This is a genomic window from Methylobacterium nonmethylotrophicum, from assembly GCF_004745635.1.
Taxonomy (GTDB): Bacteria; Pseudomonadota; Alphaproteobacteria; order Rhizobiales; family Beijerinckiaceae; genus Methylobacterium; species Methylobacterium nonmethylotrophicum.
In genome coordinates this window covers 1-13,704 of the sequence record NZ_SRLB01000038.1, presented here as the reverse complement: position 1 = coordinate 13,704, position 13,704 = coordinate 1, and the positions used below count along the sequence as shown (strand labels likewise).

Here is a 13,704-nt window from a genome sequence, read left to right as displayed (position 1 = left end):
CCAGTCCGAGCACCTCTCGGCCGAGGTCGCCCGCTTCCTCGACACGGTGCGGGCGGCATAGCTGCCGCGTGCGGGCGGCGTGCGGCCGCTTCCCGAGCGGCCCGCCAGCGCCGCCCGGCATCAGCGGGTGTCGAGGGCCCGCTCGTGCCGGTCCGCACCGGCGCCCTGCGCACCGAACGCCTCCTGGAAATCCGGCGAGGCCAGGTGCCACAGGAGGTCGCGCAGGAGGTCGGCGCGGTCGGGCCCGAAGGCAGCCTCGAAGCGGGCCTGCGCGCTGCGCCACAGCGGCGTCGCCTCCTTGATCTTGGCGGCGCCCGCCGAGGTCAGGGTGATGCGGCGGGCGCGACGGTCCTGCGGGTCCGGCACCACGCTGACATAGCCGTCGCGGGTCAGGGGCTTGAGGGTGTGGGCGAGCCCCGAGAGGTCCATTACCATCGCCTCGGCCAGTTCGCCCATCGTCGGCGCCCCGAGGCCGCGGATCATGGCGAGCAGGCCGTACTGGGTCGTGCGCAGGCCGCTCGGCGCCAGGGCGTCGTCGTAGAGCTGCCCGACGCGGCGCGTCGCCCGCCGCAGGGCCGCGTTGCTGCAACGGGTCGGTTGGATCGTCACTCAACGCCTCCGCGCCCCGCCGTCGCGGGGTCTGACGGATATGCGGCCTTCCGCGTCCGGCCGCAATCCGCCCGGCCCCGAGCCCCGGCCGATGGTCGCGGGCGGGCGGAGGGAGACGGACGGCCGGCCTCCGCTATATGGGGCGGCGGGCCCTGATCCCCCGGTCGGGGGCAAGCGGTGCGGGACCCGGGGGCGCGGAGGCGCCCGGACGGATGGGAGAGGAATGACGGACCCCGGATACGGGCAGGCCCCCGACCTCGTCGCGGAGAACGACCGGCTGCGCGCCGCCCTCGCGGCGGCGGAACGCGGGCGGGCGCAGGCCGAGGCGGAGGCGCGCGCGGCCCGGGCCGCCCTGGCCGAGGCCGGACGGCCCGGCGATCCGCTGGCGCGCCCGGGCCTCCTCGTCGACCCGCGGCTGCGCACGGCGCTAAGCATCGAGACCGTCGGGGCGATCGTCTTCGACATGGACGGCCAGGTGCTCGAGGCCAACGACACCTTCCTGGCGATGAGCGGCTACGGCCGCCAGGACCTCGCCCGGGGCCTCCTGTCGGGCGCCACCCTGGTGCCGCCGGAGTGGCAGGCGGTCTCCCGGGCCGTCATTGCCGAAATCCAGGCGCAGGGGCGCTCCGACCCGACCGAGCGCGAGTATCTGCGCCGGGACGGCTCGCGCTTCTGGGGCCTGTGCGCGGCGACCCGCCTCGACGACGGCAACGGCTTCGAGGTCATCATCGACATCACCGGCCGCCGCCAGGCCGAGGAGGCCTTGCGCCGGAGCGAGGCCCGCTACCGCACGCTGTTCGAGGCGATCGATGCCGGCTTCTGCGTCATCGCGCTCCGCTTCTCCGCGGACGGCCGGGCGGAGGATTACTGCTTCCTCGAGGTGAATCCCGCCTTCGCGCGCCATACCGGCCTTGCCGACGCGGCCGGGCGCTGGATGAGCGACCTCGCCCCCGGCCTCGAGCAGCACTGGTACGACCTCTACGGCCGGGTCGCGACGACCGGCGAGTCGATCCGCTTCGTCCAGCCGGCCCGGGCGCTCGGCGAGCGCTGGTTCGAGGTGCACGCCTTCCGCGTCGATCCGCCCGAGGCGCACCACGTCGCGGTCCTGTTCAACGACATCAGCGCCCGGCGCCGGCTCGAGGACGCCCTGCGCGCCCTCAACGAGACGCTGGAGCGCCAGGTCGCGGCCCGCACCGCCGAGCGCGACCGGATCTGGCAGGTGAGCCGGGACATGCTGGGGGTGGCCGACGCGGACGGCGTCTGGCTCAGCGTCAACCCGGCCTGGACCGCGACCTTGGGGTGGCAGCCCGAGGAGGTGGTGGGGCGCACCTCCGCCTGGCTCGAGCATCCGGAGGACCAGGACCGGACCCGGGACGAGATCCGGCGCCTCGGCGCCGGCGAGCCGACCCTGTCGTTCGAGAACCGGTTCCGCACCCGGGACGGCGGCTACCGCACCCTGTCCTGGCGGGCGGTGCCGTTCGAGGGCAACCTCTACTGCGTGGCCCGCGACGTCACCGAGAGCCGCGAGCGGGCGCACCGCCTCGTCCAGGCCGAGGAGGCCCTGCGGCAGTCGCAGAAGATGGAGGCGGTGGGCCAGCTCACGGGCGGCGTCGCGCACGACTTCAACAACCTGCTCACCATCATCCGCTCCTCGGTCGATTTCCTGCGCCGGCCCGACCTGCCGGAGGCCCGCAAGGCGCGCTACCTCGACGCGGTCTCCGACACGGTCGACCGCGCCGCCAAGCTCACCGGCCAGCTCCTGGCCTTCGCGCGCCGCCAGGCCCTGGCGCCGGAGGTGTTCGACGTCGTCGCCCGTCTGCAGGGCGTCGCCGACATGCTCGACACGGTGACGGGCGCACGCATCCGGGTGGTCACGCAGGCTCCCGACCGGCCCTGCTTCGTGCGGGCGGACCTGAGCCAGTTCGAGACCGCGCTGATCAACATGGCGGTCAATGCCCGCGACGCGATGGAGGGGGAGGGCACGCTCACCCTTGCGGTGGCCTGCGGGGCGGAGAAGCCCGAGATCCGCGGCCACGCCGCCGCGCACGGCCCCTTCGCGGCGATCTCGCTCACCGATACCGGCAACGGCATGATTCCGGCGGTGATGGAGAAGATCTTCGAGCCGTTCTTCACCACCAAGGAGGTCGGCAAGGGCACCGGCCTCGGCTTGAGCCAGGTCTTCGGCTTCGCCAAGCAGTCGGGCGGCGACGTCGACGTGACGAGCCGCCCGGGGGCCGGCTCCACCTTCGTCCTCTACCTGCCGGAGGTGGCGGCCCCGGCCGAGCCGGGCCGGCCGCTGCCGGCCGACGAGGGCATGGCGCCGGCCCGCGCCGGCCAGCGGGTGCTGCTGGTCGAGGACAATGTCGGGGTCGGCCGCTTCGCCGCCCAGATCCTCAACGACCTCGGCTACGTCACCACCTGGGTCACCAACGCCGAGGCCGCCCTCGACGTGCTGGCGCAGGATCCCGCCTACGACGCGGTGTTCTCCGACGTGGTGATGCCCGGCATGGGCGGCATCGAGCTCGGAAAGGCCCTGCGCCAGCGCCATCCCGGCCTGCCGGTGCTGCTCACCTCCGGCTACAGCCACGTGCTGGCGCAGGAGGGGTCCCACGGCTTCCCGCTGCTGCACAAGCCCTACTCGGCCGAGCAGCTCTCCCGCATGCTGGCGAGCGCCATCGGCCAGCGCCGCCTCGCCCGGGCGCCGGGCGGCTGACGCGGCCGCGCGCCCCTGCGCGCGACCGCCCATCCTCAGAAGACCCGCTTCTCGCGGATCTGCCCGTCGAAGCCGACATGGAGCATCCGCTCCTTCCCGTCCTGCCCCTTCGCCGCGACGTCGAGGTGGCGGGGGCCGCGGCCGGCGACGCGGACATCCGTGTAGTCGGCGGCCGTCACCGCGCCGGTGAGGGCTTGCACGTCGATGGTCGGCCCCAGGCCCACCTTGTCCTTCGCCCAGTCGAGGCCGCCGGGGCGCGGGCCCATCGGGCGCAGGGGCTCGACGCGGCCGTCGGCCCGGGTCAGGGCGGTGGCGTGCAGGACGCCGTTCTCGAACCGGCCCTGCACCGTCACGCTCTCGCCCTTGGCGACGAGCGTGCCGCCCTCGCCGGCCCGGCCGGTCTCGACCAGCGCCCGGCCGGTGCCGTCCTGGAGGATGAACTTGTTGCCGAAGATCTCGGCGACGTCGCCCTTGGCGGCGATGGCGCCGGAGGGCTGGAGCGCGCTCACGGCCACCGGCGCGACCGGGGTCAGGGGCGTCGGGGCCGGCTGGGCCAGCGAGAGCCCGACGGCGCCGAGCGCCAGCGGCACCGCGACGGCGCCGACGAGGAGGCCGCGGCGGGGCCGCGGGGGCGGAGCGTCGGCCGCCGGGGCCGCGGGTGCGGCGCTCTCGATCGCGGTAACCTTGCCGTCGAGGGTGGTGTGGTCGGTCATGGTGCGTGATCCCTGTCTGTCGAGGCCCTGTCCGGATTGGCGCTTCTCTTACGGCAGGCCCCGGGAACCGGGCCTGAACCTCCCCGTTCAGGTTCGGTTAAACCGCCGGCACTACGGCGAAATCCGCTCCGGACACACGGCCACTGCATCCATGAAGCTCCTGCTCGTCGAGGACGACGCGGCCCTGGCGGCCGAGATCCTGCGGGTCCTGCGCGCCGAGAACTGCGCCGTCGACCACGCCCCCAACGGCGAGGACGGCGCGCATCTCGGCGACACCGAGACCTACGACGCGGCGGTGCTCGACATCGGCCTGCCGAAGCGCGACGGGATCGCGGTTCTGCAGGGCTGGCGCGCCGCCGGCCGCACCCTGCCGGTGCTGGTCCTCACGGCCCGGGACGCCTGGAGCGACAAGGTGGCGGGCTTCAAGGCCGGGGCCGACGACTACCTGGTCAAGCCGTTCCGGGTCGAGGAGCTGGTGATCCGCCTGCGGGCGCTCGTGCGCCGCGCCGCCGCCCACGGGGCCACCACCGTCGCCTGCGGGCCGATCAGCTTCGATCCGGGCCTCGGCGCCTTCACCCGGGACGGGCTGCCCTTGCGGCTCACCGGGCTCGAATGGCGGGTGCTGTCCTGCCTGATCCTGCGCCGCGACGGCGTGGTGCCGCGGGGCGAGCTGATGGAGCGGGTCTACGAGGGCGACGCGGAGGTCGAGTCGAACTCCGTCGAGGTCATCATCACGCGGCTGCGCCGCAAGATCGCCCCGGCCCGGATCGAGACGGTGCGGGGCCACGGCTACCGGCTCACCGCCGGCGAGGCCGCATGATCGGGTTCGGCCAGATCGGCTCCCTGCGCCGGCGCCTGCTCGTCGGGGCGCTGGCGCTGATCGCGACCGCGCTCGTGGTCGCGGGCCTCGGGATCGGACTGATCCTCGCCCGCTTCGTGCGCGGGCAGATCGACCAGCGGCTCGATGCGCAGATCCTCTCCCTGGTCTCGGGGCTGGAGAAGGGCCCGTCCTTGCGCCTCGCCCGCGACCTCGACGCGCCGCCCTTCGACCGGCCCGGCTCGGGCTGGGCCTGGCAGGTCCGGCGCGGCCGGGCGGTGCTCGGCTCCGGATCGCTCGCCGGCGGCACCCTCGACGTGGCGACGGCGCCGGATGCCGACGACGACCGGCCGCGCCCGGCCGACGGCACCGGCCCGCGGGGCGAGGCCTTGATCCTGCGCGTGCTCGCCCTGCCGGACGGCACGGTCGTGGCGGCGAGCGCGCCGCGGGCCGCCGTCTGGGGGCCGTTGCGGGAGGCGGGCCTGGCGCTCGCCGCGAGCCTCGGCGTGCTGGGTCTTCTCCTCGCCGCCGGCGCGGTGGCGCAGGTGCGCCTCGGCCTTCGTCCCCTGGACCGCCTGCGCCAGGAGCTGGAGGCGGTGCGGGCGGGCCGGCGCGAGCGGGTGCCGGAGCCCCAGCCCGCCGAGGTGCGCCCGCTCGCCGCCGCGATCAACGCCCTCCTCGACCAGAACGCCGCCCAGCTCGCCCAGGCCCGCACCCATGTGGCGAACCTCGCCCACGGCCTGAAGACGCCCCTCGCCACCCTGAGCCTCGCCCTGTCGGAGCCCGGCCGCGACCCGGACGGGCGCCTGTCGCACCTCGTCGCCAGCCTCGACCGCGGCGTGCGCCACCACCTGCGCCGGGCCCGCAGCGCCGCCCTCGCGGGCGCGACGCGGGTCCGCACGGAGCTGGCCGGGCCGGTGGCCGACCTCGCGGCGGCGCTCGAACGCCTCCACGCCGGGAAGGGCGTGCGGGTGGCGCACGCGATCCCGCCCGGCCTCGCCGCGGCCTGCGACCCGCAGGATCTCGACGAGATGCTGGGCAACCTGATCGACAATGCCTGCACGTGGTGCACCCGCGCGGTGCGGGTCACGGCGGAGGCCGCCGGCAGCGACGTGGTGGTGGCGATCGAGGATGACGGCCCGGGCCTCGGGCCCGAGGCGCTCGCGGCGGTGGCGCGGCGCGGCCGGCGCCTCGACGAGACCGTGCCGGGCCACGGCTTCGGCCTCGCCATCACGGTGGAGCTGGCCGAGCTCTATGGCGGCGGGCTGGAGCTCGACCGGTCGGCGATGGGGGGATTGCGGGCGCGGCTGAGGGTGCCGGGGTGAGCTGTCCGTTCAGTGCGCTCCACCCGTTCCGGGCCCGGAAAGGGTGTGGCGCTATGGGAAGGGAGGGGACGCCCCGCTCCTCACCCCTGCATCTTCGCCATCACGGCATCCGAGACCGCGAAGTTCACGAACACGTTCTGGACGTCGTCCTGGTCCTCGATGGTCTCGACGAGGCGGATCAGCTTCTCGGCGGTCTCGTCGTCGACGTCGACGGTGTTCTGGGCGCGCCAGATCAGGGCGGTGCGGCGGGGCTCGCCGAACCGGGCCTCCAGGGTCTTGGCGACCTCGCCGAGCGCGCTCTGCTCGCAGGTGATCTCGTGGCCGGTCTCGTCGGATTTCACGTCGTCGGCGCCGGCATCGATCGCGGCCTCCAGCATCGTGTCGGCGTCGGCCACCTTGGCGTCGAAGGCGACGAGGCCGACGCGGTCGAACATGAACGAGACGGCGCCGGTCTCGGCGAGGCTGCCGCCGGACTTGGTGAAGGCCGAGCGCACGTCGCTCGCCGTGCGGTTGCGGTTGTCGGTCTGCGCCTCGACAATCAAGGCGGCGCCGCCCGGGCCGTAGCCCTCGTAGCGGATCTCCTCGTAGTTCTCCGCGTCGCCGCCGGCCGCCTTCTTGATCGCCCGCTCGATGTTGTCCTTCGGCATGTTCTCGGCCCGGGCCGCCAGGATCGCGGCGCGCAGGCGCGGGTTCATCGACGGGTCGGGCGTGCCGAGCTTGGCCGCCACGGTGATCTCGCGGGCGAGCTTGGAAAACACCTTCGAGCGGACCGCGTCGACGCGGCCCTTGCGGTGCATGATGTTCTTGAACTGCGAATGCCCGGCCATGCTGCTCCCCGGCGGATGAGCGCCCCTTAACGCGCGGAGAGCGCCCGGCGGGGCTCTCGACGCCGCACGGGGCGCGTGAAACAGCCGGCTTATAGGCGCCAGCCCCGGGGTAAGACAATCGCGGCGCACGGGGTTTCGCCGGCTGTCGCGGCCGCGAAAACGCGGCGGCATCAGGCCCCTGCGGCGCGAGGGATCAGTGTGCCGCAGGCCCGATGATCGCCCGGCGCATGCGGCCCGAGACGAGGTCGATCAGCGCCACGGTGACGAGGATCATCAGCACCAGGAAGGCGACCTGCTGCATCTCCAGCACCCGGATCAGCTCGGTCAGGTACTGGCCGATGCCGCCGGCTCCGACGATGCCGATGATGGTGGCCGAGCGGGTGTTCGACTCGAAGAAGTACAGCACCTGGCTCGCCAGGACGGGGAGCACCGCCGGCACCAGGCCGAAGCGGACCCGGTGCAGCCGGCTGCCGCCCGACGCCGTCACGCCCTCCTGCGCCTTGCGGTCGGCGGTCTCGATCGCCTCGGAGAAGAGCTTGCCGAGCGCCCCGAAATCCGAGCACGCGATGGCGAGCGCGCCGGCGAAGGGCCCGAGGCCGACGACGTTGATCCAGATCAGGGCCCAGATCAGCACGTCGACGGAGCGGATCACGTCGAAGCCGCGGCGCACGCCGAAGCGCAGGAACGGGTTGGGCACCACGTTGCGGGCGGCGAGGAACGCCACCGGAAAGGCGAAGCAGGCCGCCGTGAGCGTGCCGAGGAAGGCGATCGCCAGGGTCTCGCCGAGCGCGGTCACGAACAGGCCGAGGCGCCCGCCGGCCGACGGCGGCAGCATCATGCCGGCGAACTCGCCGAGACGGGTGAGGCCGTGCAGGATGCGCAGGAGCGAGAAGTCGAGCCGGACCATCGCGAAGACGGCGAGGCCGATCACGACGGCGAGGGTGCCGAGGATGGCGGCGCGGCGGGCCCACGAGGCCCGGAAGACATGGGGGTGACGGGCGCGCAGGCCGTCGAGGTCGGCCAGCGCCGCCTGGCGGAGAGGGGAGGGCGGGCGGCGTCTCACGCGTGGGCCTCCCGGCCGAGGAGGTGGTGGCGCAGGCGCTCGGTGGCGAGGTCGATCGTCACCACGGTGAGGATGATGAGGAGCAGGATCGCGCTCACGTCCGAGTAGTAGAAGTTGCGGATCGCGACCAGGAATTCCTGCCCGATGCCGCCGGCGCCGACGAAGCCCATCACGCCCGCCCCCCGCACGTTGATCTCGAAGCGCAGGAGCGCGTAGGAGGCGAAGTTCGACAGCACCTGCGGCACTACCGCGAAGCGCACGGTCTGGACGAAGCCGGCGCCGGTGCCGGTCAGCCCCTCGACCGGCTTCATGTCGATGTTCTCGACGACCTCCGAGAACAGCTTGCCGAGCGCCCCGGCGGTGTGGATGGCGATGGCCAGCACGCCCACCATCGGTCCGAGCCCGAAGGCGATCACGAAGATGAGCGCGAACACCACCTCCGGCACCGTGCGGCACACTTCCAGGAAGCGCCGGGCGCAGAAGCGCAGAGCTTGAGAGCGCACCAGGTTGGCGGAGGCGAGGAAGCAGAGGAGGAACGCCGCGATGCCGCCGAACAGCGTGCCGAGATAGGCCATCAGCAGCGTCTCGGCCAGCAGCGAGAGCCATTTCGGCAGGCCCCAGTACCAGGCGGCCAGGTCCGCCGGCAGGTTGGCGAGCGTCAGCGGCGGCAGGATCTGGGCGACGTAGGCCGAGAAGTTCTGGATGTTGTCGAGGAAGGTGAGCGGCCGCACCTCGGCCATCGCGCCGGCGACGAGGTAGAGCGCCACGATCGCGGCGACGACCGCCAGCGTGCGGCGGCGCGAGGCCGCGACGGCGCCCGCATAGGCGGCGAGGAGGGCCTTCTCGCGGTCCGGGGGCAGTCTGTCGATCTGGACGGTCACGGGGTTTCGGGTCTCCGGTGCCGGACGAGGCGCCCTCACGCGGGAGACTGTCCGGCGAAAAACGAAGCGCGGGATCCCCTCTCCCGTGTGGGAGAGGGGTAGGGGTGAGGGTGACACGCTTCAGTGTAGAGCGCTGAGCGTCGTGCTGGCAGCGGGACGGTCGAAACCAGGCTCAGAACCGTAGCACCCTCACCCCCGGCCCCTCTCCCACACGGGAGAGGGGGCCCGCGCCTTTTCCTGGTGGCCTCGAAGCCTTCCCTCGAAGGGAAGGAAAAAGCCTCACGACCGCTTGCGCTGCTCGTCGTTGTAGCGGAGCATCTCGATGATCGGCTGGTAGTCCTTCAGCGTCACCGGGTTGAGGCCCAGGTCCTTGCCGTCCGACAGCTTGTCGAAGGTGGCCTTGTCCTTGGCCGGCAGGTCGAGGAAGGCCTGGCGGATCGTCTGCTTCAGGTCGTCGGGCAGGCTGGAGAGCACCGTGAACGGGCCTTCCGGCAGGAACTCGGACTTGAAGACGACGCGGAAATCCGACTGCGCCATCGGCGAGCCGTCGGGCTTCTTCAGCATGCCCTTCGTCACCATGCGGGTCACGGTGGTGTCGGTGTCGGAGTTGTAGAGGTTGGCGGCGGCATCCGCGGTGCCCTGCACCAGCGCCAGCACGGCGTTCTCGTGGCTGCCGGCGAAGAAGGTCTTGCCGAACAGCTTCTCGACGTCGTGGCCGGCCTTCTGCAGGAAGAAGCGCGGCGCCTGGTTGCCGGAGGTCGAGTTCGGGTCGACGAAGGCGAGGCTCTTGCCCTTCAGGTCCTCGATCGTCTTGTAGGGGCTGTCGGCCCGGACGTAGATCACCGAGTAGTAGCCGGAGGCGCCGGTCTCGTGCTTCTGGTTGACCAGCGGCTCGGTCTTCACGCCGGTCATCACCGCGCGGGCGAAGGAGGCCGGGCCGTAGAAGGCGAGCTGGATGTTGCCGGCGCGCTGGCCCTCGATCACCGCCGCGTAGTCGTTGGCGACCCGCAGCTTCACCGGCACGCCGATCTCCTTCGAGAGATAGGCGGTGAGCGGAGTGTAGCGGTCGACGGTGCCGGAGGCGTTCTCGGACGGGATGACGCCGAGGGTCAGCTCCGGGTACTTCGCCTTCCAGTCCTGCGCGAGGGCCGGGCCGGCAGCGAGCGCCAGGGCGGCGGCGGCCACGAGGGTGCGACGGTTCAGCATCGATCGGGTCCTTCCTGGGACGTGGAAATCTAAGCGCTCAGCGCCTCGGCGTGGCGGGCCGGGGCCGGCAGCGGCGACGGGAGGCCTTCGGGCTCGGCCCGGTCCATCACCTCGCCGGCCTCGAGCCCGTAGAGGGTGCGGGCGACGTCCTCGGTGAGGTCGAAGCCGCGGCCGTCGAACACCACCCGGCCGGCCGAGAGGCCGATCAGCCGGTCGCAATAGGCGCGGGCGAGGTCGAGGGAGTGCAGGTTGCACAGCACCGTGATGCCGTAGCGCCTGTTGGCGTCGGCGAGCGCGTCCATCACCAGGCGGGTGTTGCGCGGGTCGAGGGAGGCCACCGGCTCGTCGGCCAGGATGATCTCCGGCTCCTGCACCAGGGCGCGGGCGATGGCGACCCGCTGCTGCTGCCCGCCGGAGAGCTGGTCGGCCCGGTTGGCGGCGAACGCCCCCATGTCGAAGTTCTCGAGCGCCGCCAAGGCCAGTGCCTTGTCCTCCTCGCTCCAGAGCTTGAGGAGCGCGCGGTGGGTCGGGACCTGGTTGAGCCGGCCCATCAGCACGTTCGTCATCACGTCGAGGCGGCCGACGAGGTTGAACTGCTGGAAGATCATGGCGCAGCGGGCGCGCCAGGCGCGCAAGTGCCGCCCGCGCAGGGCCGTCACGTCGGTGCCGTCGAACAGGATGCGCCCGCCGGTCGGGTCGGCGAGGCGGTTGAGCATCCGCAGCAGGGTCGACTTGCCGGCGCCCGAGCGCCCGATCACGCCGACGAACCTGCCGCGCTCGATGGCGAGGCTGACGCCGTCCACGGCACGGCGCGCCCCGTACTGACGCGTGAGATTCTCGACAACCAGCATCCGCTCGCCCGAATTGAGTGTGCGGTGCGAGGTAAACGCCGGTTAAACGACAGCAGGATGACACCCCGTCATCGCTTAGCCGGCGTACTTGTCAAGGAAGGCCTCGATCGGGAGCGCGCGGAAGTCGGGGAGCGCCTGGCGCAACCGCGCGTGGTCCCAGTCCCACCAGGCGAGAGCGAGCAGGCGCGCGGCGCTCGCCTCGCCGAAGCGGCGGCGCACGGGGCGGGCCGGGTTGCCGACGACGATCGTGTAGGGCTCGACGTCCCGGGTCACGATGGCGCCCGCACCCACCACCGCGCCGGTGCCGATGGTGCGCCCGGGCAGCACCACGGCGCCGTGGCCGATCCAGACGTCGTGGCCGATCGCGACCGGGCTCGCCCGGCGGCGGTCGAAGAAGGCCGGCTCGTTCTCCTCCTCCGGCCAGTACGAGGCGGCGCGGTAGGTGAAGTGGCTCTGCGAGGCCCGCTCCATCGGGTGGTTGCCCGGGTTGATCCGCACCATCGCGGCGATCGAGCAGAACTTGCCGATCCGGGTGTAGATCACCTCGCCGTCGTTGCCGATGTAGGAATAGTCGTCGAGCAAAGTCTCGGTGAGCTGCGTGCGGGGCCCGACCTCGGTGTAGCGGCCGAGCCGGCACTCCCGGACCCGGGCGGTCGGGTCGATGGCGGGTTCGAGCCCGAGCGGTCCGGCCATGGTTCAGCCTCCGAAGGGCAAGCGCTGCAGCACCCGGAACGGCGCCGACCCGTCCTGGCGCAGCACCGACAGGGCGTCGAGGGTGAGGGGCTCGCCCGCGCCGTAGGCCGCGGCGAGGCGCTCGCGCCAGGGCGCGCGGGCCTCCTCGGCCAAGGCGTCGGTCAGGGTCATGTGAAAGCGGAAGTCCTCGAAGACGTAGGGGTAGCCCCAGCGCGCCAGCAGCGCGCGGCCGCGGGGGGTCAGGCGCTCCGGCTTGCGCCGCGCCGTCTCGGCCTCGGTCAGGGGCGCGCGGAACGGCTCGAAGGCGGCGACGCACTCGGCCGCGAACAGGCCGAGCTCGGCGGGCGCGGCCTCCGGGATCAGCGCCGTGAAGGCGCCCAGCGTCGCGACCCGCAAGCGCCCGACCGGGACCGGCGGGTGGTCGTCCGCCAGGGCGGCGGCCGCCGTGAGCAGGTCGGTCTCGGTGGTGCCGAGGGCGAGCCGCATCGGCGCCTTCAGGGTGGCGTGGAAGCCGTAGAGCCGGGGCGAGGCGGTGACGCCGGCAAGGTCGGCCAGGCCCTCGGGGCGGGGGATCTCGGCGCCGGTGTGGTTGTCGGTGCCCAGCACGGCGTTGCCGTAGCGGGCGAGACCTGAGCCCGGCGCGGGCGTGAAGTAGAGGGCGTAGCGGGTCGTGCCGGTCACGCGAGTCTCCTTGCTCCGCCCGATTCAGCATGCCCGGGTGACCGTTCGGTGACGGTGACGGGGCCTGATCGATCTCACGGGATCGCCTGGCGCCGCAACCGCACCCTCTGCAAGGACGTCCTCACCGAGGAGCAGGGCGAGCGTCCGCGCCGCCTCAGGAGCGCGAGGCGCGCGGCCCTGTCTCGCCTCATCTCCATGCGTGCCGGCGGTCCGACCCAGCCGGCCGAGCAGGACTTCACCCTTGAGCGTGTTCCGAACTGATCATGGACGCCCGATCCTGCTGAGCATGTCGCAGACGAAGGCGACCATATGCCTACCCACCAAGTGCTAACGTCTAACGGACAGACCTGCCGTGGCTCGCGCAGCAGCCAAGATAGCTGATCCCGCCGCTCCGGATCAGGTGCTCAAGGTTGTGCCCGGCGCGAAGGATGTTCACATCCAGACATTTCCCGCCGGATGGGCTGCGCCTCGGGTCGAGCTGGCTCTTGCCGACGCCGCCTCGGTGTGAATCGGACATGTCCGCTGCGGCACACCCACCCGGACAAGAGGACGCACGCCTTGAGGGAGCAGGAACTCGTCTTTGGGCAGGGCAAGGGTAACCGGGGTGCTTCGCCTCTGAGCGCGTTCTCGGAGGTTCATCCATGCGCGGACAGGAGAAAATATTTGCGATCGACCGGGAGTACAACGCTGGATTGTGATATTTATCAAGCATAATAAATTTTTTACTCTTAATTTTGTGTGAGATATTGAGAAATTAATCAAACAAATATTTAGCAGATACATTTTAGAAGCACTGGGAATATCGTCCGCCCTGTGGCGTTTGTTGCATTTCTGTAATTAGGTAAACAATATGTTGTCTTTATGTCACAGATTGTACCTAACGGTTATCTTGTTTAGTAAAAATCTGATATACTCCGCGAAACAAAAAAGCGGCCAAACTCGGGTGGAAATCGATGGCGACCTTTATTGGATCAAACAACAGCGAAGTACTCAATGGTAGCGCTGGTGATGATGTTTTATTTGGTCTTAACGGAAATGACGTATTGAACGGCCTGGGAGGAAACGATACATTAGTGGGAGGGGCTGGAAACGACACGTTGAACGGTGGTTCTGGTATCGACATTGCAATATTCAATGGAGATTTATCGTTCCAAGTCTCGGGCGGCCGGTGGGTAGTTTCGGGCTCGAACGGCGACGGAATTGATACGCTTGATGGTGTAGAAGTCGCTATCGCAGGGAATGGCGCGCGGACGCTCCTGGTCGGTGCCGGCGGCTACGGCACGATCCAGGCGGCGATCGATGCGGCCCAGAGCGGCGACACGATC

The 13,704-nt window shown here is 71.4% G+C and carries 13 protein-coding genes; 4 read left to right on the top strand and 9 right to left on the bottom strand.

Going from position 1 to position 13,704, the window contains the following annotated elements:
* Positions 1 to 120: 120 nt before the first annotated feature.
* Positions 121 to 609, bottom strand: a complete 489-nt coding sequence (locus EU555_RS30975; protein ID WP_135419188.1) for a MarR family winged helix-turn-helix transcriptional regulator — start codon at positions 607 to 609, stop codon at positions 121 to 123.
* A gap of 223 nt (positions 610 to 832) precedes the next feature.
* Between EU555_RS30975 and EU555_RS30970 the strand changes: the two genes are divergently transcribed.
* On the top strand, positions 833 to 3,322 hold the full coding sequence (locus EU555_RS30970) for a hybrid sensor histidine kinase/response regulator (protein WP_135419187.1): 2,490 nt from the start codon (positions 833 to 835) through the stop codon (positions 3,320 to 3,322).
* Between the two features lie 35 nt (positions 3,323 to 3,357).
* On the opposite strand, the gene EU555_RS30965 is transcribed toward EU555_RS30970, so the two are convergent.
* Positions 3,358 to 4,035 carry a DNA-binding protein gene (locus EU555_RS30965; protein WP_135419186.1) on the bottom strand — a complete coding sequence of 226 codons (678 nt, stop codon included), beginning with the start codon at positions 4,033 to 4,035 and terminating at the stop codon, positions 3,358 to 3,360.
* Between the two features lie 151 nt (positions 4,036 to 4,186).
* Here EU555_RS30965 and EU555_RS30960 point away from each other — a divergent pair, with 151 nt between their 5' ends.
* Both EU555_RS30960 and EU555_RS30955 read left to right on the top strand, forming a co-directional pair.
* Positions 4,187 to 4,855 carry a response regulator transcription factor gene (locus tag EU555_RS30960; RefSeq protein WP_135419185.1) on the top strand — a complete coding sequence of 223 codons (669 nt, stop codon included), beginning with the start codon at positions 4,187 to 4,189 and terminating at the stop codon, positions 4,853 to 4,855.
* The gene (locus tag EU555_RS30955) at positions 4,852 to 6,177 is read left to right on the top strand and encodes a sensor histidine kinase (RefSeq protein ID WP_135419184.1); all 1,326 of its coding nucleotides are present in this window, start codon (positions 4,852 to 4,854) and stop codon (positions 6,175 to 6,177) included. The genes EU555_RS30960 and EU555_RS30955 overlap by 4 nt, the downstream gene beginning before the upstream one ends.
* Positions 6,178 to 6,257: 80 nt before the next feature.
* Here EU555_RS30955 and EU555_RS30950 read toward each other — a convergent pair whose 3' ends face one another.
* The 7 genes from EU555_RS30950 to EU555_RS30925 form a co-directional block, all read right to left on the bottom strand.
* Positions 6,258 to 7,004, bottom strand: coding sequence for a YebC/PmpR family DNA-binding transcriptional regulator (locus tag EU555_RS30950; RefSeq protein ID WP_135419183.1), 747 nt, complete (start codon positions 7,002 to 7,004; stop codon positions 6,258 to 6,260).
* Positions 7,005 to 7,197: 193 nt separating this feature from the next.
* On the bottom strand, positions 7,198 to 8,067 hold the full coding sequence (phnE, locus tag EU555_RS36735) for a phosphonate ABC transporter, permease protein PhnE (RefSeq protein WP_205821036.1): 870 nt from the start codon (positions 8,065 to 8,067) through the stop codon (positions 7,198 to 7,200).
* Entirely contained in the window at positions 8,064 to 8,948 is an 885-nt protein-coding gene (phnE, locus tag EU555_RS36730; protein WP_205821035.1) for a phosphonate ABC transporter, permease protein PhnE, read from the bottom strand. The genes phnE (EU555_RS36735) and phnE (EU555_RS36730) overlap by 4 nt, the downstream gene beginning before the upstream one ends.
* A 279-nt stretch (positions 8,949 to 9,227) precedes the next feature.
* Positions 9,228 to 10,154: a phosphonate ABC transporter substrate-binding protein gene (gene phnD, locus EU555_RS30940; RefSeq protein ID WP_135419181.1), complete on the bottom strand. Its 927-nt coding sequence runs from the start codon at positions 10,152 to 10,154 to the stop codon at positions 9,228 to 9,230.
* Between the two features lie 29 nt (positions 10,155 to 10,183).
* A complete protein-coding gene (gene phnC / locus EU555_RS30935) occupies positions 10,184 to 11,005 on the bottom strand; it encodes a phosphonate ABC transporter ATP-binding protein (protein WP_135419180.1) in 822 nt (273 codons plus the stop codon).
* A gap of 75 nt (positions 11,006 to 11,080) precedes the next feature.
* A complete protein-coding gene (locus tag EU555_RS30930) occupies positions 11,081 to 11,698 on the bottom strand; it encodes an LbetaH domain-containing protein (protein ID WP_135419179.1) in 618 nt (205 codons plus the stop codon).
* A gap of 3 nt (positions 11,699 to 11,701) precedes the next feature.
* Positions 11,702 to 12,379, bottom strand: a complete 678-nt coding sequence (locus EU555_RS30925) for a DUF1045 domain-containing protein (protein WP_135419178.1) — start codon at positions 12,377 to 12,379, stop codon at positions 11,702 to 11,704.
* Positions 12,380 to 13,332: 953 nt separating this feature from the next.
* Between EU555_RS30925 and EU555_RS30920 the strand changes: the two genes are divergently transcribed.
* On the top strand, positions 13,333 to 13,704 hold a 372-nt coding region (locus EU555_RS30920), incomplete at its 3' end, for a calcium-binding protein (protein WP_135419177.1).

Bases quoted from the DNA above. Each gene is read 5' to 3' on its own strand.
- EU555_RS30970 (WP_135419187.1), top strand. From the start codon at position 833: ATGACGGACCCCGGATACGGGCAGGCCCCCGACCTCGTCGCGGAGAAC.
- EU555_RS30965 (WP_135419186.1), bottom strand. From the start codon at position 4,035: ATGACCGACCACACCACCCTCGACGGCAAGGTTACCGCGATCGAGAGC.
- EU555_RS30960 (WP_135419185.1), top strand. From the start codon at position 4,187: ATGAAGCTCCTGCTCGTCGAGGACGACGCGGCCCTGGCGGCCGAGATC.
- EU555_RS30955 (WP_135419184.1), top strand. From the start codon at position 4,852: ATGATCGGGTTCGGCCAGATCGGCTCCCTGCGCCGGCGCCTGCTCGTC.
- EU555_RS30950 (WP_135419183.1), bottom strand. From the start codon at position 7,004: ATGGCCGGGCATTCGCAGTTCAAGAACATCATGCACCGCAAGGGCCGC.
- phnD (WP_135419181.1), bottom strand. From the start codon at position 10,154: ATGCTGAACCGTCGCACCCTCGTGGCCGCCGCCGCCCTGGCGCTCGCT.
- phnC (WP_135419180.1), bottom strand. From the start codon at position 11,005: ATGCTGGTTGTCGAGAATCTCACGCGTCAGTACGGGGCGCGCCGTGCC.
- EU555_RS30930 (WP_135419179.1), bottom strand. From the start codon at position 11,698: ATGGCCGGACCGCTCGGGCTCGAACCCGCCATCGACCCGACCGCCCGG.